Source organism: Sphingobacterium sp. UT-1RO-CII-1 (assembly GCF_026711005.1).
In the GTDB taxonomy this organism is placed as follows: domain Bacteria; phylum Bacteroidota; class Bacteroidia; order Sphingobacteriales; family Sphingobacteriaceae; genus Sphingobacterium.
In genome coordinates this window covers 137,965-157,233 of record NZ_JAPPVJ010000005.1, presented here as the reverse complement: position 1 = coordinate 157,233, position 19,269 = coordinate 137,965, and the positions used below count along the sequence as shown (strand labels likewise).

The following is a 19,269-nucleotide window of genomic DNA, read 5'->3' as shown; positions in this document are numbered from 1 at the left end:
TTCTAGGTTGTTGGGTGAAAGCCCAACAACCTAGAACTATTATTGAGGGGTATACGCAAGGGACAACCTATCGGGTGATTTATTTCGGTAACGAAACACGCGTACCGAAGAAGAAAATTGATAGTGTTCTTGCTGTGATTGATACATCGATGTCCTTGTATATTCCAAACTCGTTGATATCAGTGTTTAATCAGCCTGCTACCTCCACTATAGAAATGGATGAGCATCTTGCAAATGTTATTAACCGGGCTTTTTACTTTTATCAACTGTCAGATAAGAAGTTTGATATTACGGTGAAACCTTTAGTAACGCTTTGGGGGTTTAGTGCCGAGAATATACGTCAGTTTCCAAGCCAGAAAACTGTAGATAGTGTTTTGGCTTTTATCGGCATGGATAAGTTGGAAATAGAAGGAAATATCTTAAAAAAGAAGCAAGCTAAGGTTAGTATTGATTTGGATGGTATTGCCCAAGGATATTCTGTAGATGTATTAGCAAATCTGATGGATGAATGTGGAGTTGATAATTATCTGGTGGAAATAGGTGGTGAAATTAGAACAAAGGGTGGAAAGGAAGATAATCAAGCTTTTCAGGTTGGTATTGAAAGACCTTACGCAGATAGTGACGAAGGCTTTATTCTGAATTTGAAAAATTGTGCAGTAACAACTTCGGGTAATTACCGCAAGACATTTGATTTTGAAGGTAAAAAAATACATCACCATATCGATCCTTTTAGCGGCTATCCACTGCAGAATAATGTTGCTAGTGTGACTGTCGTTGCAGAAAATGCGATGGACGCAGATGCATATGACAATGTATTTATGGCCTTATCTCCGGAAGAAGGTGTAGCGTTAGCTGATTCCCTAGAGGGGATAGAGTTATACGTGATCTATAAGGAAGAGGATGGTTTTAAAGAACTTTTTTCAAGAGGTTTTAAAAAATACTTAAAGTAATGGTTTTACTGAAAAAACCGTAACTTCAATGATTGGATTCAATTATAAATTTTAAAGAAGAGATGCTTATCTGTGTTTAAAACTAATGGATGTAGTACTTCTCCAAAGAAATTTAAAAGAAAATTATAAACAGATGAAATTCTCATGTTTTCTTAAACGAATATAATAAGTTTATTGATACAAATACAGCATGCAAGCATTAATAAACATCTATACATGAGTATTCCAAATGGCTATTAAAAAATAGATTATACATATATGAAAAGATCAGACTTTATTAAAAGTGGAGCTGCCTTATTGGGAGGCTCAGTTTTGTTGGGAAATGAAGCAAATGCAAAAGAAAGCAGCGAGATCAATAGCGGAAAAACTTTTCAGCTTGATTATGCACCACATCAAGGGATGTTTTCAGCTACCGCAGGGAAGAATTTCATTGATGAAATCAAATATATGCATGATTTGGGCTTCCGCAGTATAGAGGATAATGGGTTGCCTGGCCGTAGTGTCGAAGAGCAAACTAAAGTGGGAGAAACATTAGCAAAACTGGGTATGCGCATGGGCGTTTTTGTTGTACCTAAGGGAGGAAATGGAGCTAATACTTTAGCAGCAGGTAAAACTGAACATGTTGATATTTTTTTAAAAGGTATTAGAGAAAGTATAGAAATAGCAAAGCGAGTAGATGCTAAATGGATAACAGTAGTTCCTGGTGATTACCAACGTAACTTGCCTATTGGCGTGCAAACAGCGAATGTTGTGGAAGGACTTAGACGAGGGGCAGAGTTATTAGAACCTCATGGTATTACAATGGTCTTAGAACCTTTGAGTGATACCCCTGATCTATTTTTACGTTATACAGATCAAGCATATGAAGTTTGTAAAGCGGTTAATAGCCCTTCATGCAAAATCTTATACGATGCTTATCATCAGCAGAAAAATGAAGGTAATTTAATTGATTTGATGAATTTGTGTTGGAGCGAAATTGCATATATTCAAGTGGGAGATAATCCGGGACGTAGAGAACCGACTACGGGAGAAATTAATTATAAAAATGTGTTTAAATGGTTGAAAAATAAAGGATACACAGGTGTGATTGGAATGGAACATGGCATGTCAAAATCAGGAGTTGAAGGTGAAAAAGCTCTTGTTGCTGCCTATAGGGAAGTGGATAATTTTTAAGTAAACGGTGATCTTTGTTTTTTATTTGAACAATTGATATTATATTTAATAATCTAAAAACGTTAAAATGTCTACATCAATAAAATTTAAACTATCTTTTATGATGTTTCTCGAATTTTTTATTTGGGGAGCATGGTTTGTAACACTGGGTACTTTCCTGATTTTTAATTTGAAAGCATCGCAATTTGAAATTGCAAATGTTTTCTCTACGCAGTCATTGGGGGCAATTATTGCACCTTTTATTATTGGAATGATTGCTGACCGTTACTTTAATGCGGAACGTATATTAGGAATTTTACATTTAATAGGAGCTGTACTTATGTTCCAGATGTATAATTCTACGGATATTACTAATTTTTACCCTTATGTGCTGAGTTATATGGTGTTGTATATGCCAACTTTATCATTGGTAAACTCCGTGTCATTTAGGCAATTAACCAACCCGGAAAAGCAATTCTCAGCAATACGTGTGTGGGGTACTATAGGATGGATCGTAGCAGGGCTTTCCATTAGTTATTTATTTAAATGGGACTCTCCTGAAGGTGCTGCAGATGGCGCATTAAAGAATACTTTTTTAATGGCAGGTGGAGCATCATTGGTATTGGGATTGTTTTCTTTTATTTTACCTAAGACACCTCCTGTGAAAATCGATAAAGAGGAGAAACCTTCTTTCTCGTCAATTATTGGTTTGGATGCAGTGAAATTATTAAAAGACAAAAACTTTTTAATATTCTTCATTTCGTCCATATTAATCTGTATTCCACTGGCCTTTTATTATTCGAACGCAAATCCATTTTTAACGGAGATCGGTTTAGCTAATCCGACCGGAAAAATGGCAATCGGACAAATGTCAGAAGCAGTTTTCTTACTTTTACTTCCTTTGTTTTTTACAAGATTTGGGTTTAAGAAAACTATTTTAGTAGGTATGTTGGCTTGGGTAGTGCGTTACTTATTGTTTGCATATGGTAATGCAGGAGACCTGTCTTATATGTTAATATTAGGAATTGCACTCCACGGTATATGTTATGATTTCTTTTTTGTTTCGGGACAAATCTATACGGATACAAAAGCAGGAGTGAAATATAAAAGTGCAGCACAAGGTTTGATTACACTTGCGACTTATGGCGTTGGACAATTGATCGGATTTTGGGTAGCGGGTTTTGTAGGAGAGAAATATCAAGCGATAAAGGATGTCGATGTTGCGGCATTCTGGCAACAGACTTGGATTGTTCCAGCGGGAATAGCTTTCGTTGTAATGGTTATTTTTGTTGTGTTATTTAAAGACGAAAAAGTAGAGACTAAAGCAGTATAATAAAAAATTAATTACTAGAGATATGGCAGATAATGTTTATGACGCAATTGTCATAGGGTCAGGAATTAGTGGCGGTTGGGCAGCGAAAGAACTGACCGAAAAAGGATTGAAAACAATCATGTTAGAGCGTGGACGCAATGTGGAACACGTGAAGGATTATCATGCAGATAAAAACACTTGGGAGTACCCACATCGTGGAGGACGTACGAAAGAGATGGAAGCAGATTATCCAGTACTGAAACGTGATTATCCTTTAAATGAAAAGAACCTGGACTTTTGGGTAAATGAGAAAGAAAGTCCGTATACAGAGGTGAAGCGTTTTGACTGGTTTCGTGGTTATCATGTAGGTGGGCGTTCTTTGACCTGGGGAAGACAGAGCTACCGCTTTTCTGATTTGGACTTTGAAGCAAATGCGAAAGATGGACACGGTACTGACTGGCCTATCCGTTATGCTGATATAGATCCATGGTACAGCTATGCTGAACGTTGGGCAGGAATTTCAGGAAATAAAGACGGTTTAGATGTTTTGCCTGATGGTGATTTCATGCCTCCAATGGACTTTACGTTTGTTGAAAAAGATTTAGCAACACGTTTGCAGAAAGAATATGGCGGAAAGAGACATATTATTATGGGACGTACTGCTAATATTACGAAGCCTCATCACGGACGTATTAATTGTCAGTATCAAAATCAATGTTGGTTAGGTTGTAACTTTGGAGCATATTTTAGTACGCAGTCATCAACATTGCCTCCGGCTATGGCTACCGGTAATTTGACACTTCGTCCTTTTTCTATTGTAACTAGGATTCTTTATGATAAAGATACTAAAAAGGCTAAAGGGGTAGAGATTGTAGATGCAGAAACAAACCAAACGTATGAATATTTTGCGAAGGTGATTTTTGTATGTGCATCAGCTTTTAATTCTACTTGGGTGTTAATGAACTCGGCAACAGATGTATGGGAAGGTGGATTGGGAAGTAGCTCTGGGCAGTTGGGACATAATGCGATGGATCACCATTTCCGTTGCGGAGCGGGCGGTCGTATTGAAGGTTATGAGGATAAATACGTTTTTGGTAGACGTCCTACTGGCTTATACGTGCCTCGTTTTGTGAACGTTGCTGGAGATACAAAACAAAGAGATTATGTTCGTGGATTTGGTTACCAGGGAGCTGCAAGTCGTGGAAGATGGCAAGGAGAAGTTGCGGAAATGAGCGTGGGAGGTGATTGGAAAGATGCTATGTTAGAGCCAGGTAATTGGGGAGTAGGATTTACGGCATTTGGAGAGATATTACCTTATCATGAGAATAGAATTTTCTTAGATAAGGATAAGAAAGATAAATGGGGGCTACCTGTGTTGGCGATGGATATGGAGATTAAGGATAATGAGAAGAAAATGCGTGTAGACATGATGAACGAGATGAAGGATATGTTAGAAAGTATAGGTGTGAAAGATGTTTATACTTACGATAATGAGTATCACTTCGGGATGGGGATTCATGAAATGGGGACAGCACGCATGGGAACAGATCCATCAAACTCCGTGTTGAATAAACATAATCAGGTATGGGATGCGATGAATGTATTCGTGACCGATGGTGCTTCGATGACATCAGCAGCCTGTATAAACCCTTCTTTAACTTATATGGCTTTGACAGCTCGCGCTGTTGATTACGCTGTAAGTGAGTTGAAAAAAGGTAATTTATAAGTCAATCAAAAATAAACTAAATATAGATGAAAAACTTAAATACTTCACGCCGAGGCTTTATCAAAAGCACAGCTCTAGCAGCTGCCGGTTTTATGATTGTGCCACGCCATGTCCTTGGAGGGAATGGTTTTATAGCGCCAAGTGATAAATTAAACATTGCAGGAATAGGGGTAGGTGGAAAAGGACAAAGTGATATTGCTTCTTTTTATAAAAGTGGAAAAGCTGAAATAGCTTTTTTATGTGATGTGGACGATCGTCGTGCAGCGGGATCTGTAAAGTCTTTCCCTAAAGCTAAATATTATAGAGATTATAGGGAAATGTTGGATAAGGAACACAAGCATATCGATGCTGTGTCAGTATCCGGGCCAGATCATAACCATGCTATTCATGCTTTGGCTGCTATGCAGTTGGGCAAACACGTATATGTACAGAAACCTTTAACACATGATGTGTGGGAAGCTCGTGTTTTGACCGACGCTGCTAAGCGTTATAAAGTTGTAACACAAATGGGTAACCAAGGAGCTTCTAATGATGGAGCACGTGATGTTAGAGAATGGTATGAGGCAGGATTGATTGGAGATGTTCATACGGTTTATTGTTGGACTGACCGCCCGGTTTGGCCTTCAGGTATCGCATGGCCTACGCAGACAGCACCTGTTCCAAAAGAGTTAGATTGGGATTTATGGTTGGGTACAGCTCCGTTCAAAGACTATGTAGAGAAGTTAGTTCCATTTAACTGGAGAGGCTGGTGGGATTATGGTACTGGAGCATTAGGCGACATGGGATGTCACTTAATGGAAGTGCCATTTAGTACATTGGGCTTACAATATGTAAGTGATGTCCAAGCAACAGTTGGATCGGTATATGTTGATGAGTTTAAACGAGCTTATAATCCAGAGAGTTGTCCGCCATCAAGTCACGTAACGATGACATTTCCAAAAACTGCTAAAACAAAAGGACCAATTACTTTACATTGGATGGATGGTGGTATTCAACCAGCACGTCCGGATGAGTTAGGGCCAAATGAGGTATTTGGTGACGGTGGTAACGGTATTTTGTTAGTGGGTACGAAGGGTAAGATATTAGCTGATACTTATGGAGATAATGCACGTCTGCTTCCAACGACTCGTAAAGAAACAGTAGCACAAAAATATGCACGTGTTGAAGGTCAGGCTAGCGGACATTATGGGCAATGGGTAGAGGCTTGTATTGCCGGCTATGGTAAGATGGAGGTAAGTGCTCCTTTTGAAATTTCAGGACCACTTACGGAAGCGCTATTAATGGCAAATTTAGCTATCAGAGGAGCTGATATGCGGGTAGATGGAAAGTATCCAGGCAGAAACCTTAAATTGTTGTGGGATAATGATCAAATGAAAGTGACCAACTACGACTTGGTTAATCAATTTGTTAAGAGAGAATATCGTCAGGGATGGGATATTAAATATAGTATCTAAAATATAAAAAAATGAATAGAAGAGAGGCCATTCAACGGGTAGCCATGATTATTGGGGGTTCGGTAATTGGTGCAAACTTATTTTTAGAAGGATGTACTAAACCTGCCTCTAAGGATGTCGCTATACTTTTTGAAAAAGAATCAACAAATCTATTAGGTGATCTAGCGGAAGCTATTTTGCCGAAAACTTCAACGCCAGGAGCAAAAGAAGCTGGAGTAGGGGATTTTATTCCTGTCATGATACGTGACTGCTACGATCCAGTAGATCAAAAAGCTTTTGTTGAGGGCTTGTCGAAAGTGGATGAACGGGCGAAAAAGGAGTTCGGTAAGAAGTTTCAAGAGCTTTCAAAAGAAGAGCAATTAGAATTTGTTAATAATTTTGATAAAGAATCAAAAGAGTACCAAAAAGAGAGAAACGAAAAGCAAAGTGCAGCAGCAGAAGGCTCAGAGCCTTTACCAAATCACTTTTTTCATATGTTAAAACAATTGACATTGACCGGGTTCTTTACTTCAGAGGTTGGTATGACACAAGCTTTACGTTATGAGAAAGTACCAGGACGTTTTGATGGAAACTATCCTTATAAAAAAGGAGATAGAGCTTTTGCTTAAGTAACACACGCTATCAGGGTATTGCGTAAAAGCTTTCTTGATGGTAGATTAAAATAGCCGTTCTTTTATTAGAAAGAACGGCTGTTTTATTTATAAACGATTATTTCCTAGTAGTGTCACAAAATGGTTTTATAGCGATATAATATATGATTTATGTACTTTATGACCGACGAATTCGTTATTTTTAGTATCAATAATGTATTGATTTTAGGATTTTAAATTTGGATTTTAATTATGATAGGACAGATTATTGAAAAAGAGGAAGTTATTAATTACAAAATTACGCCGGCGGCTATTGATAATACAGAATCATTGCATGATAAGCTGGTGGCAGCTCAAAGGTTGGGAAATGAATTTAAAGGAAAAACAACAATTGTTTTTCAAACAGAGGATGGACCTAAGCGCATAGAAACCACTGTTTGGTCATTGACAGAGAAGTATGTGCAGATAAAGAGTGGTGTTTTGATTCCTTTAAAATCTATTATAGAAATAGATTATTAAGTGTATTAGATTAATCTCGCTCTAAAAATTTTTGATCTTCAGGTGAAAGATTGCTTGCCGTATTTTCAGAGGGATCCATTTGCGAATTATTAATTGAATATTCTTTTGGGTGTGTTCTTTTTCGACGAAATAGTATACCTCCAGTTATTACTCCTAATAGAAAGAACACACCCAGAATAAATAGCTTGGAGGTGCGTATATCTCCGAATAACCAAAATGTAGCCTCTTCCTTATTGTTAAAGAGGATGATAATGACGAGAGCCGCAATGATACTGAAAAGAATGTTTTTAATTTGCATACGTGTATAATTATTCGTTAACTATTTTAAGAGCTATTGAGCTCAATTTATATTCAACTTTTTTATAGATATCGATGTTTCGTTAGTATGTGTATGTTTGTATATAATACTGGCGTAATTCGTCTGAAATCTGTAGACCATGACGGATATAGCTGTCCATATCGCCATAAATATCGTCAATTTCCTGCAAACCTGCTTCAATATAGCTACGGTCAACCGTCATGAGTGGAATGATAACCTCTGGTTTTATTTTTCCGCCCAGCATAGGAATTATTTTATCCATATCATTGTTTAGTTTATCATAGGTATAATAGTTTGTCATTAAATATTCATTGATAATAGTTTGCCGGTCTGCACCTAATATAGCTAGAATTAGGGCTGCAGTAAAACCTGTGCGATCTTTCCCTGCTGTACAATGAAATAATGAGGCGGTTGGCTTGTCCATCATTTGTTTTACTAACGTGCTGAACTTTTCTGTACTATTTTTAACAAATTCACGGTTTGCTATGATCAACATTTCTCTTGCATTTTCCTCGCTAAAATTCTCTTCATTGAACTGTTGCATGACAGCACGCATGTATAAGTTGTCTCCTTCTTCAAAGATTGGATAATGTATCCAGTTTAAAGCTGCTGGTAAGTTGTCTTTTTTTTGTCCAATTTCTTCGTTTGTTCGTAGGTCATATACATCTTTGATGCCTGAATTTAATAGATAGGGGAAATCTTCCTCTTTTAGTCCCGATAATTCGTCGGCTCGGAAAAATTTGCCCCAAATAATATGTCTCCCCGCACTGGTTTTTATACCCCCTATATCTCTGAAATTAGCCGTGCCCGATAGCGGTAGCTTTCGTTCGGAAATAATTGTTGTGTCTTTTTCACTTACAATAGCAAAGAAAAGACGTTCTTGGGGAGAAGCTTCTATAATTGTATCTCCTAGCGTATATAGGGGTGATTGGAAATTTATTTCTTTTGGGTGCTTGCCAATAAATACTTCTTGTTTTTTCTCGGGAAGTAGCAGTTGGTAATTACCATTTATTATGCGCAGCGCCTGATATGTTTCTTTTAGTGTTCTTTCTTTTTTCGGCATTTGAGCCGATAAATCAGATAAATTAACTAGCATACTGATGAGAGTTATAATGATATGTTTTATGTTCATTATTTCTTTATTTATGTTCAGACAATATGAACTATTAATGTAATGATCCAAGAAATAAAGATGCAAGATACATAAAACTAAGGAAGAGATTGATGTGTTTTTATGTTAAGAATAATGTTGCTGAAGTGATTGTGTAACTTTAGTAGCAAAAGATAATAATCAAAAAATAGATCTTTGTGTAAAGAATAAAAAAAAAAGATATGGAATGGTTAATGAATCCTTGGCCTTGGTATGTAGGAGGTGCTATCGTAGCGGTAGTTATGTTGTTACTCATATTACTGGGCAAGACTTTTGGTTTTTCTTCTAATTTTAGGACGATGTGCTCAGCACTTGGAGGAGGAAAGTCATGTGAGTTTTTTCGATTTGATTGGAAATCTCAACAATGGAACCTTATGTTTTTACTGGGGACTATTATTGGAGGTTTTCTTTCTGTACAGTTTTTGTCGAATGGAGAAGCGCCCGATATAGCTACAGCAACAGTCGAAAAATTGCATAATCTGGGGTTTGCTAGTGCTGGTACGAGCTACTATCCGACCGAGATATTTGAAATATGGTCTCTTAAAAACATTGCTATCCTAGCGATTGGCGGAATCTTAGTAGGTTTTGGTACTCGTTATGCAGGAGGCTGTACGTCGGGACATGCTATATCAGGACTTAGTGACCTGCAATTACCATCATTAATTGCTGTTATTGGATTTTTTATCGGTGGTTTAGTGATGGTTCATGTTTTATTTCCTTTAATATTTTAAAAAAATGAAGAGATTAATATATATTTTATTGGGCGTTGTTTTTGGAATGGCTATGTATAAAGCAGAGGCAGCCTCGTGGTTTCGTATTTATGAAATGTTTAATTTTCAATCATTTCATATGTATGGATTTATGGCCACAGCTTTATTGATAGGTGTGATCGGTACGCAATGGATTAAAAAAAGTGATGCGAAAGATATTGATGGTAAAAAAATTGTAATTCAGCCCAAGAGTAATTCAATCAAACGTTATCTTTATGGAGGAGTGTTTTTTGGAATGGGTTGGGCTTTAATAGGAGCCTGTCCTGGACCAATATTTGCACTCATAGGGGCAGGAGTCTTGCCGATGGTTTTGGTTGCTGTTTTTGCACTGTTAGGAACATATTTGTACGGTATAATACGCGATAAGCTTCCTCATTAATGATGGCCGAGGCAATGTAATAAATGGCTTCTTAATGCTCATTTTAAGAGATGCATGTATTATTTATTTAAAAACTAGAAGATGCTTTTAGGCTTTGCGCTAGCTATATTTGTAGGAGTAACTTTGGGAATGGTTGGGAGTGGTGGAACAATTTTAACTGTTCCTATCCTTGTTTATATTATGGGGGTCGATCCTATATTGTCCACTACTTATTCTTTATTTGCGATTGGCGTTACTTCTTCCATTGGGGCTGTGCGTGGTTTTTTTAGATCAGAAGTTGATATGCATAAAGTGCTCACTTTTGGTTTGCCTTCTTTGTTGATGGTTTTTATTACCCGAACTTTTTTTCTTCCTTTAGTACCCCCGATTATTAGGATAGGAGTTTGGGATTTACATCAATCAGTCGTTTTGATGTTTTTGTTTGCTTTGGTTATGCTTTCGTCGGCTTTCGCGATGATTCAGGGGGATGACAAACCTATTGAGAGTAATGAAACAACACGAAAAATACCGTTGCAACTGGTCGTTGCTCAAGGGATTGTTGTGGGACTAGTAACAGGTGTTGTAGGGGCCGGTGGAGGTTTTCTTATTATCCCAGCGTTGGTTAACTTTTATAGGATGCCCATACGGAGAGCTGTTTCCACTTCTTTGGTGATTATAACAATAAATTCTTTTTTTGGAATTTTGGGTGATGCTGAAAAGCTTGAAGAATTTAATTGGAACTTAATTTTAGGGTATACTATTTTTACAATAGTAGGTTTGTTCCTAGGTTTTTTCTTGTCGAATAAGGTGTCCGGTACTCATTTAAAGAAAATGTTTGGTTATATGATTCTTATCGTAGCTTTATCAGTTTTAATACACGAAATTATTAATTTGTAGTACATATTGGTTATTTTATGGTATTTATCTAGTAGGTGCGTGATTGGGATTGGAAAATTAAAGCCTAAAGATTATTTTAGATGATGGACTTAATTCAGCAAGCTTTTTTCGGAATATTAGAACCTGCTTTAATTGAAGAAATTGAAGATGTGGCGACGGTCAGGTTTTTTAATGAAGGGGATATAATTATTGATTTTGGACAGTACATTAAGGTCATGCCATTGTTACTAGAGGGAGCAATAAAAATAATCCGGCAAGATGAAGATGAAGGTGAGCTGCTCTTATATTATGTGGAGAAAGGTGAAACCTGCACCATGTCTATTGCCTGTTGTGTAGGAGATAAAAAGAGTGAAATACGTGCGCAAGCAGAGATGAAAACGACAGTAGCTTTGGTGCCTAATCGGTATCTCGATGATTGGTTGGCTAAGTACCCATCCTGGCGAAATTTTATATTGGCAAGTTATTCCTCGCGTATGGATGAAATGTTGGGTGCCATCGACAACCTAGCTTTTATGAATATGGAAGAGCGTATTTTAAACCATTTACAAGATAAAGTAAAGCTTTTAGATAATAGAATATTGACATTGACTCATCAACAGATAGCTTCAGAGTTAAACACGTCAAGAGTGGTCGTTTCAAGAATATTGAAAAGCTTGGAAAATGAAGAGAAAATATTGCTTTTGCGCAACGAAATTAGGGTGCTTATTTGATAACTTTATGGAGCATTGAAGGTCATTCATAAGTAAAATGGGCGTTACATCCTGCTAGTTTTTAATTAAAATTATATCTTTGCCTTACAATGAATAAACTGCACAGCATACATGAAGATTTATCATCACCTTTAATAAAGGTGATTGGAATCGTGCTGTTGTTTCTGTTGACTTCTTGTCCAATAAAAGCATCAATTAAACAGAATTTTGTTACCGATGTGCCCATTGAACAGCAGAGTTCCACAAAACAAAGTGGAGGAATGATGTTTGAGGATGCGGAATGTTTAATTGCATCGTCAGAAAATATTCTGCTGCTTAATCCTGTACAAGCTGATCTACAGATGCAACCTTTCGTTATGTTGCTAGGATTCGTTATGCTGTTTTTTCCTTTCCTCTTGGAGATTTATGCAGCGAAGCATCTAACGATTAAGAAAATACCTTTCTCCAAAGGTATTCTACTCCTTATCAGTCGATTGAATTTATAGAATATAGAATTTTAATGCTTTATGACCAATAGTTAAGTTGGTTCAAAGACACTTAAGTTTTCTATATGATATAAATTTAACAAGATGATCAATAAATCAATCCGTTATTTACTGATGTTTGTAAGTCTGTTCTCTATATTACGCGGACAGTCTCAGACGTTACAAGAATATTGGAGTAATACACAAAAAAATTATAAGGGGTTTGCGGTGAAAGATAAGCAAATCCACTTGGCAAGACTTGACAGTTCGGACCGTCTTAATATATATAAGCCACAAGTCCTTTTACAATATCAACAAGCCTATAGCTCCGTCAATGGTGTGTCAGGGGCTTTTTACCCATTTCCAGGAATATTTAACGTTTCAGGATCTGCAAACCTAACCGGTGCATCAGGGACGTTTAATCAATATGCTTCGAGTACTATCAATTGGGATATTATTCGTTTTGGGCGACGTAATCTGGATCAGCAGATTGGAAAATCAGATATAGATTTTCAGAAAATAGATGCCCTTAACTTTAGTAACATTGTTCAGAAAAAGCTTTCTGAGCGTTATGTATCTTTTCTTTATTATCAAATTACAAGCGATTGGCATCAGGAGCATCTTGCACGCTATAAAGACATTCTTGATGTAACAAAAGGATTAGCGGTAAATGGTATTGTGCCTCTCGCAGATACTTTATTAGCCTCTTCGGCTTATAAAAAAGTGGAAAGCGGTCTTTATCAGGTGGACGGTCAGTTGCAGGGAATGCAGTATCTGATTGAGGAACTCACGGGTATTGCCGTAGCGAAGCCTTCTTCAACAGAGCTGAATCACTTCTTTCAGGTTGTTTATACGGATACAGTAAAATTGCGCTTACATCCGATGTTGGCAATGAAAGAGCTTGAAACTAAAAAATATGGTTTACAAGCTGAAAAACAAAATAAAGAACGTTTACCTAAAATTATGGCACTTGGCGGATTATCCAGTCGTAGCTCCGGAGTAGATGGATCGGGCCATGTATCAGGGGCTTACGATGATATGTATAGTCGCAGTGCACAAAATTATTTTGTGGGGGTGGGAGCTACTTGGAATTTACACCAATTATTTAATGCCAAAACGAAGCAAAAGCAATTTGAAAGTAAGCAGGAACAGGCGAGAGATGAGTATTCCGTTATGGAAGGAGAAATTGATCAGCAAATTCGAAATTTGGATGTGCAATTAAAGCAAGCCCTGAAAGCTATTGGGGAATCTGATCGTAGTAAAGCTTTCGCATTAGAGGCGTACGAAATGTATAAAATACGCTATGAGAGTGGTTTAATTAATTTGGCTGAATTGTTACAAGTGCAGGATATTCTGTTACAAACAGAGAGGCAACATTTGGATGCTTATTTACGGTATTGGACTGTTTTAATTGAACAGTCGTATCAACAAGCCGATTTTAACTTGCTTACAAGTTCTTTTTAAAATTGGCTACTAAAAACAGATAATACATATATGAATATTATTAGATTAGCATTACGAAAACCAATAGCTGTAATCATGTTAATAGCAGCTATTGCATATTTTTCGTGGCCGGTGATTAATAAGATTAAAGTGGATATTTTTCCTGAAATCGAATCGCCTGCTATGTATATAGCCATGCCTTACGGTGGTTTATCGCCAGCGTATATGGACGGGTTTATGGCAAATGAGTTTCAAAAAGTTTTATTGTTTGTTAATGGCGTTAAAGAGCTAGACTTTAAAAGTGTTCAAGGTCTTACTTTAATGAAATTGACTTTTTATCCAGGTACGGATATGTCACAGGCATCTGCTGAGTTAAGTATGCAGGTGTCAAGAGCTATGGGGTTTTTACCGCCTGGAGCGGTGCCTCCAATGGTCGTTCGTTTTGATGGTAGTTCGCTCCCGGTAGGGCAATTGGTGTTTGATAGTGATAAGCATAGTGTTACTGAACTGCAGACTATGGCGGTAACCCGAGTTCGACCGATGTTTGTTAACATACCGGGCATTACAGCACCCGCTCCATTCGGAGGGAATATGCGTAGCTTGGTCGTGAATGTTGACCCACAAAAGTTAAAAGCCACTGGTTTAAGTCCGGAAGAGGTGACATTGGCAATAACCAAGAACTCTATTCCATCTCCTGCCGGAAATATCCGTTTAGGCGATCAGAATTTAATGGCACCTATTAACTCGATAGCGTCTGGGCCAGAGGAGTTTTTGGAAACCCCTATTAAAACTCAAGGTGGGCGTACTATTTTGGTGGGTGATGTTGCTTCTGTAATTGATGCCGCTGATCAAACGGTTGGATATGCGCTTATTAACGGAAAGAGATCCGTCTACCTACCTATTATTAAAAAACCAGATGCATCCACTTTAACTGCGGTAGACAATTTGAAAAAATCGTTGCCTATGTTGGAAAATCTTTTACCGGAAGGGGTGAAGATGAGTTATGCTTTTGATCAATCTGTTTATATATCTCGCTCTTTAACAAACCTCATTATGGAAGGAGCGCTGGGGGCGTTGTTGACAGGATTGATGGTTTTTCTATTTTTAGGCGATGTGCGTGGAGCAATGATTGTGGTGATGACCATACCAATAGCTATTATTACAGCAGTTATTACACTTCATTTTTTTGGTGAAAGCTTAAATATTATGACCTTAAGTGGTTTGGCGCTTTCGATAGGTATCCTGGTGGATGAAGCCACTGTTACGATCGAGAATATACATCAGCATATGGAGCTAGGCAAGAGCAAACCACGTGCTATATTAGATGCTTTGCTTGAAATATCGGCACCTAAATTGTTGATTCTTTTGAGTATTCTTGCTGTTTTGACGCCAGCGATAATGATGACGGGCATACCCCGTGATATGTTTATGCCTTTATCTATGGCAGTAGCATTTGCGATGATTGCTTCTTTTATTGCTTCTCAAACTTTTGTTCCTATTATGGCCAATTGGATGATGAAAATGAAGACGCATGAAGTCAAGAAAACCATACGCTCGGCGATGGATAAGTTTACTGTAAAGTATGCTTATTTTGTTCGTCGCATGTTGCGCTTTTCAAAAGTTGGTATAGGTGTTTATCTGGTTGTTAGCTTTTCATTGATTGTTGCTGTTTTTAGTGTTCTGGGAACTGATATTTTACCTAGGTCGGAAGGTGGGGATTTGCAATTACGCATCCGTATGCCTGAAGGGGCGCGTTTGGAGCGTACAGAGGAAACTGTTCGTGGTATAGAGCAAGCTATTCGTCAGATACTGCCTGATAATAGTGTGCGTATATCTTCTGCATTTGTTGGCATGCACCCCTCTGCTAACCCTATTAACCCTATTTTCTTGTTTAATGCTACAACGAGTGAGGCTGTACTTCAGGTATCGATAGATAAGTCTAATATTGGATTGAAAAATGATGATTTAAAACAGTTGATTCGAACAGAAATAGGAGAACGGTATCCCCAAGTTGCCATAAACTTTGAACCTATGGAGCTAATGGAGAAGATTATAGGACAAGGTTCAATGACCCCTGTAGAAGTAAAAGTGAGTTCAAATCAATTAAAAGATGCAGAGGCCTTTGCAAACAAAATAAAAGCGAACCTCGCTGTGCATGATATTTTTAAAGATGTACAGATTGCAGAACCGCTTCACTATCCGGTTGTTGAAATAAAAATAGATCGTAAACGCTTGGCACAATACGGACTTACTGTTCAGGAGGTATCGCGGAATATATCGACAGCGACATCTTCTACTAGGTTTACTGATAAAAACCTATGGGTTGATCCACGCTCTGGATTAGTATTTCAGGTGCAGGTACAGGTGCCTGAACATTTGGTGCAAACGGCTGAGGAACTGCGTGCTATTCCTGTTAAAAAAGGACAAACCTCACCTCTCTTGGAAGATGTAGCATCCATTACTTATACGGATGTCCCCGCACAAGTCAATCGGAGAGGACCTAACCGCTATGTTACTATTTTAGCTGATTTGTATAAAACAGATTTAGGGACTGCAAATAAGGTAGTGGACAAAGCGATAGCTGATGCAGGTGAAGCTCCTCGTGGTATGAGAATATGGAAGGAGGGAAACCTGCCTCTTTTGGAAGATACTTTATCTGGTTTGTTGACGGGGTTATCTATCGCAATTGTAGTTATTTTCTTAATGATGAGTGCCTATTATCAATCTTTGCGAGTTAGTATGGTTATTTTATCAGTAATACCTGCTGTTTTAACAGGAAGCGCTTTGATGATTTGGTTAACAGGAAATACACTGAATTTACAATCTTACATGGGGATGATTATGTCAATAGGAGTGTCCGTATCGAATGCTATTCTTTTAATTAATCAAGCAGAGTCGAATAGGAAGATGTTCTCCATTAATTCATCGTTAGCTGCAGTAGTCGCCGCAAAATCTCGTGTACGCCCCATATTGATGACCGCAGCCGCTATGTTAGCGGGGATGATTCCGTTAGCACTGGGCTTAGGTGAAGGAGGAGAACAGGTAGCACCATTGGGACTTGCAGTAATAGGCGGTTTATTGACCTCAACTGTAGTTATTTTATTTGTTGTACCCATGATGTTTTCAGGTATGATGCGTAAGTCTACTTTGATAGAACCTTCATTAGATCCGGATGATGTAAATAGTAAGTTTTATAAACAGTAATAATATAATGAGAAAATATAGCTTTTTAGCACTTTTAATAATAGTTTTTGCAGCCTGTCAATCTGAAGAATCGACACAAGGAAAACAACAAGGAATTGATTCGGTATTGACAGTAGAGGTTAGTTCTCCACAAGAAATACAACCAGTTTATACGATTAAGTTGCCGGGACAGTTAGAGCCAAATGAGTCTGTGGATGTTTTTGCTAAAGTAAAAGGCTTTGTTAAAAGTATACATGTAGACATAGGGGATAGGGTTAGTAAAGGGCAGTTGCTAGCGGTGATGGAAGCGCCAGAGATGGATACCCAAGGTACTGCGGATTTAGCCAAGTATCAGCAGTTATTGGCTAATTATAAGGTAAGTAAATTACGTTATGATCGTTTAAAAGGTGCAAGTACGGCAAAAAATGGAGCAGTTTCTGGGTTAGAGTTAGAACGTGCTTACGGCGATATGTTAAGGGATAGTGCGGCAGTTGAAGAGGGTAATTTCTCCTATAAGAAAACGAATCAACTGCGTGATTATTTGGTTATTAAAGCACCATTTAGTGGGGTCATTACTCAGCGTAATTATTCGATCGGGGCCCTAGTAGGAGATATGGGAATGCCATTTTTTAGATTAGTGGCCGATGATGTGTTGCAGTTGAAACTTGCTGTACCAGAGCTGCATGCCCAGTCTATTTCGGATACGACATTAGCACATTTTACTGTATTAAGTATTCCGGATTCGACTTTTAAAGCTCGACTAAAAAGGAATGCACGTGTTATAGACCCTGTATCGCGAGCATTAAATCTTGAGTTTGATGTTCAGAATAATGATAAATCTTTAAATGGCGGAGATTACGCCGATGCAGTTTTACATCTTCAGCGGAAGAAAGCTACTCTTTTTGTACCTTTTAAGAGCGTAGTTGTTAGTCAATCAGGTACTTTTGTATTGCGTGTCAATCTTAATAATGAAATTGAACGAGTGGCTGTTAAGGTTGGAGTCAAGAACGAAGATCTGGTGGAGGTTTTTGGTGGGTTAGAAAATAGCGATCGAATAGTTTTAAAAGGCTCTGAGGAAATAGTAGAAGGTAAAAAGGTTAAGGTGATGAGCGCTTCATAGTGATGATTATTTATCGTTAGGTTGTGCTTGAAGTTGTTGCTAAATAAATTATATAAAAATGAGAAAAAAACAATTAATTATTTCGTTAGGCGTTTCACTGTTGTTTTTTGTGAGTGCCTGTGGCTCTCCGAATGGAGATAAATCTAATGTAAGTGAAGAAGGGAAGGTGGAAGCGAGTGCTGCTGCGGATGTTAAAGCCGCAGAGCCAACGTATCTGAACGCATCATTTAAAACAGCTAAAGGAGAAACAGTGAAGCTGGGAGACTTTAAAGGGAAAGTCGTCGTTATGAATTTTTGGGCAACTTGGTGCCCGCCTTGTATTATCGAAATGCCTTCTCTTGATAAGCTGGCTCTTGATTTAAAAGATAACGATAATATTACTTTTATGGCCGTAGAGGTAGATCGTAATTTGAAAAAAGCTGTAGATTTTATGGCGAAGAATAAATATGCATTACCATTATATACCTTGGATGGTGATTTACCCCAAGAATTGGAAAGTAGCTCCATACCGATGACAGTTATATTGGATAAAAAAGGAGAGATAGTTGCTAAGCATACCGGTATGCTGGATTTTGGTGCCGGAAAAATAAAGGAAAATTTAGTAGAACTATCAAACGAATAGACTAAAATATGGGACGTAATGTATGGCTATTTTTTTTCCTTGCATTTTTTTGCACGCAGCTTGCCTTTGGACAGAGTCAAGAAGGTAGGTTACAGGAAAATAAAAATTATCAAGGAGCAGAAGCGACAAAGGAACACTATAAGGTGATTTATCAATTGGATTCAAAAAATCCAGAAATTATTGAGAAAGCGTTTCGTAATATTCGAAATTTATTAACAGATCCGCGTTTGAAAGAGCGTTTGGAGGTACACTTGGTGACATTTTCAGGAGGAACTGAAGCCCTATTGAAAAACAGTGCTTATAGAGATCAAGTTGTTGATTTAATTGAGAAAAATGTACAAGTAACCCAGTGTTTAAACTCATTAAAAGAACGAAACTTAAAGAAAGAAGATTTGTTTGACTTTGTTGGTTATACACCGAGTGGCAATGGCGAACTGGTGATTAGGGCTGCAGAAGGCTGGACCATTGTGAAGCCTTAATGAAAATTAATGTTTAATAAACTATTCCAGTGTTTCGTACTGGAATAGTTT

Annotated in this window: 19 protein-coding genes; 17 read left to right on the top strand and 2 right to left on the bottom strand. The window is 37.7% G+C overall.

The annotated features are described in order from the left end of the window. Window positions 1-14: 14 nt before the first annotated feature. From ORI89_RS12430 to ORI89_RS12400, 7 genes are all read left to right on the top strand, one after another. Complete coding sequence (locus ORI89_RS12430; protein WP_268230815.1) at window positions 15-950, top strand: FAD:protein FMN transferase; 936 nt, start codon at window positions 15-17, stop codon at window positions 948-950. A 258-nt stretch (window positions 951-1,208) separates the two neighbouring features. Then, on the top strand, window positions 1,209-2,123 hold the full coding sequence (locus tag ORI89_RS12425; protein ID WP_268230814.1) for a hydroxypyruvate isomerase family protein: 915 nt from the start codon (window positions 1,209-1,211) through the stop codon (window positions 2,121-2,123). Window positions 2,124-2,190: 67 nt separating this feature from the next. Beyond that, window positions 2,191-3,435 carry an MFS transporter gene (locus ORI89_RS12420; RefSeq protein ID WP_268230813.1) on the top strand — a complete coding sequence of 415 codons (1,245 nt, stop codon included), beginning with the start codon at window positions 2,191-2,193 and terminating at the stop codon, window positions 3,433-3,435. 22 nt (window positions 3,436-3,457) lie between these two features. Further along, a complete protein-coding gene (locus tag ORI89_RS12415; RefSeq protein ID WP_268230812.1) occupies window positions 3,458-5,140 on the top strand; it encodes a GMC oxidoreductase in 1,683 nt (560 codons plus the stop codon). 26 nt (window positions 5,141-5,166) lie between these two features. After that, on the top strand, window positions 5,167-6,594 hold the full coding sequence (locus tag ORI89_RS12410) for a Gfo/Idh/MocA family protein (protein WP_268230811.1): 1,428 nt from the start codon (window positions 5,167-5,169) through the stop codon (window positions 6,592-6,594). Window positions 6,595-6,605: 11 nt separating this feature from the next. Then, window positions 6,606-7,202, top strand: a complete 597-nt coding sequence (locus ORI89_RS12405) for a gluconate 2-dehydrogenase subunit 3 family protein (protein WP_268230810.1) — start codon at window positions 6,606-6,608, stop codon at window positions 7,200-7,202. A 234-nt stretch (window positions 7,203-7,436) separates the two neighbouring features. Further along, window positions 7,437-7,703, top strand: coding sequence for a hypothetical protein (locus tag ORI89_RS12400; RefSeq protein ID WP_268230809.1), 267 nt, complete (start codon window positions 7,437-7,439; stop codon window positions 7,701-7,703). A 10-nt stretch (window positions 7,704-7,713) separates the two neighbouring features. On the opposite strand, the gene ORI89_RS12395 is transcribed toward ORI89_RS12400, so the two are convergent. After that, window positions 7,714-8,001, bottom strand: coding sequence for a hypothetical protein (locus tag ORI89_RS12395; protein WP_268230808.1), 288 nt, complete (start codon window positions 7,999-8,001; stop codon window positions 7,714-7,716). A gap of 82 nt (window positions 8,002-8,083) precedes the next feature. Beyond that, window positions 8,084-9,118: a tyrosine-protein phosphatase gene (locus ORI89_RS12390; RefSeq protein ID WP_268230807.1), complete on the bottom strand. Its 1,035-nt coding sequence runs from the start codon at window positions 9,116-9,118 to the stop codon at window positions 8,084-8,086. A 236-nt stretch (window positions 9,119-9,354) separates the two neighbouring features. Here ORI89_RS12390 and ORI89_RS12385 point away from each other — a divergent pair, with 236 nt between their 5' ends. The 10 genes from ORI89_RS12385 to ORI89_RS12340 all read left to right on the top strand — a co-directional run bounded on the left by ORI89_RS12385 (window position 9,355) and on the right by ORI89_RS12340 (window position 19,218). Next, window positions 9,355-9,903 (top strand): YeeE/YedE family protein, encoded by a 549-nt coding sequence (locus ORI89_RS12385; RefSeq protein ID WP_268230806.1) that lies wholly within the window; start codon window positions 9,355-9,357, stop codon window positions 9,901-9,903. Between the two features lie 4 nt (window positions 9,904-9,907). Continuing rightward, window positions 9,908-10,321, top strand: coding sequence for a DUF6691 family protein (locus tag ORI89_RS12380; RefSeq protein WP_268230805.1), 414 nt, complete (start codon window positions 9,908-9,910; stop codon window positions 10,319-10,321). Window positions 10,322-10,402: 81 nt separating this feature from the next. Continuing rightward, window positions 10,403-11,197, top strand: a complete 795-nt coding sequence (locus ORI89_RS12375; protein ID WP_268230804.1) for a sulfite exporter TauE/SafE family protein — start codon at window positions 10,403-10,405, stop codon at window positions 11,195-11,197. A gap of 80 nt (window positions 11,198-11,277) precedes the next feature. Further along, complete coding sequence (locus ORI89_RS12370; RefSeq protein WP_268230803.1) at window positions 11,278-11,907, top strand: Crp/Fnr family transcriptional regulator; 630 nt, start codon at window positions 11,278-11,280, stop codon at window positions 11,905-11,907. Between the two features lie 89 nt (window positions 11,908-11,996). Then, entirely contained in the window at window positions 11,997-12,392 is a 396-nt protein-coding gene (locus tag ORI89_RS12365; RefSeq protein ID WP_268230802.1) for a hypothetical protein, read from the top strand. An 84-nt stretch (window positions 12,393-12,476) separates the two neighbouring features. After that, a complete protein-coding gene (locus ORI89_RS12360; protein WP_268230801.1) occupies window positions 12,477-13,835 on the top strand; it encodes a TolC family protein in 1,359 nt (452 codons plus the stop codon). 30 nt (window positions 13,836-13,865) lie between these two features. Then, complete coding sequence (locus ORI89_RS12355) at window positions 13,866-17,018, top strand: efflux RND transporter permease subunit (RefSeq protein WP_268230800.1); 3,153 nt, start codon at window positions 13,866-13,868, stop codon at window positions 17,016-17,018. A gap of 7 nt (window positions 17,019-17,025) precedes the next feature. Further along, complete coding sequence (locus tag ORI89_RS12350; protein ID WP_268230799.1) at window positions 17,026-18,117, top strand: efflux RND transporter periplasmic adaptor subunit; 1,092 nt, start codon at window positions 17,026-17,028, stop codon at window positions 18,115-18,117. A gap of 58 nt (window positions 18,118-18,175) precedes the next feature. Then, window positions 18,176-18,739 carry a TlpA family protein disulfide reductase gene (locus ORI89_RS12345; RefSeq protein ID WP_268230798.1) on the top strand — a complete coding sequence of 188 codons (564 nt, stop codon included), beginning with the start codon at window positions 18,176-18,178 and terminating at the stop codon, window positions 18,737-18,739. Between the two features lie 8 nt (window positions 18,740-18,747). Then, a complete protein-coding gene (locus ORI89_RS12340; RefSeq protein WP_268230797.1) occupies window positions 18,748-19,218 on the top strand; it encodes a DsrE family protein in 471 nt (156 codons plus the stop codon). Window positions 19,219-19,269 lie beyond the last annotated feature (51 nt).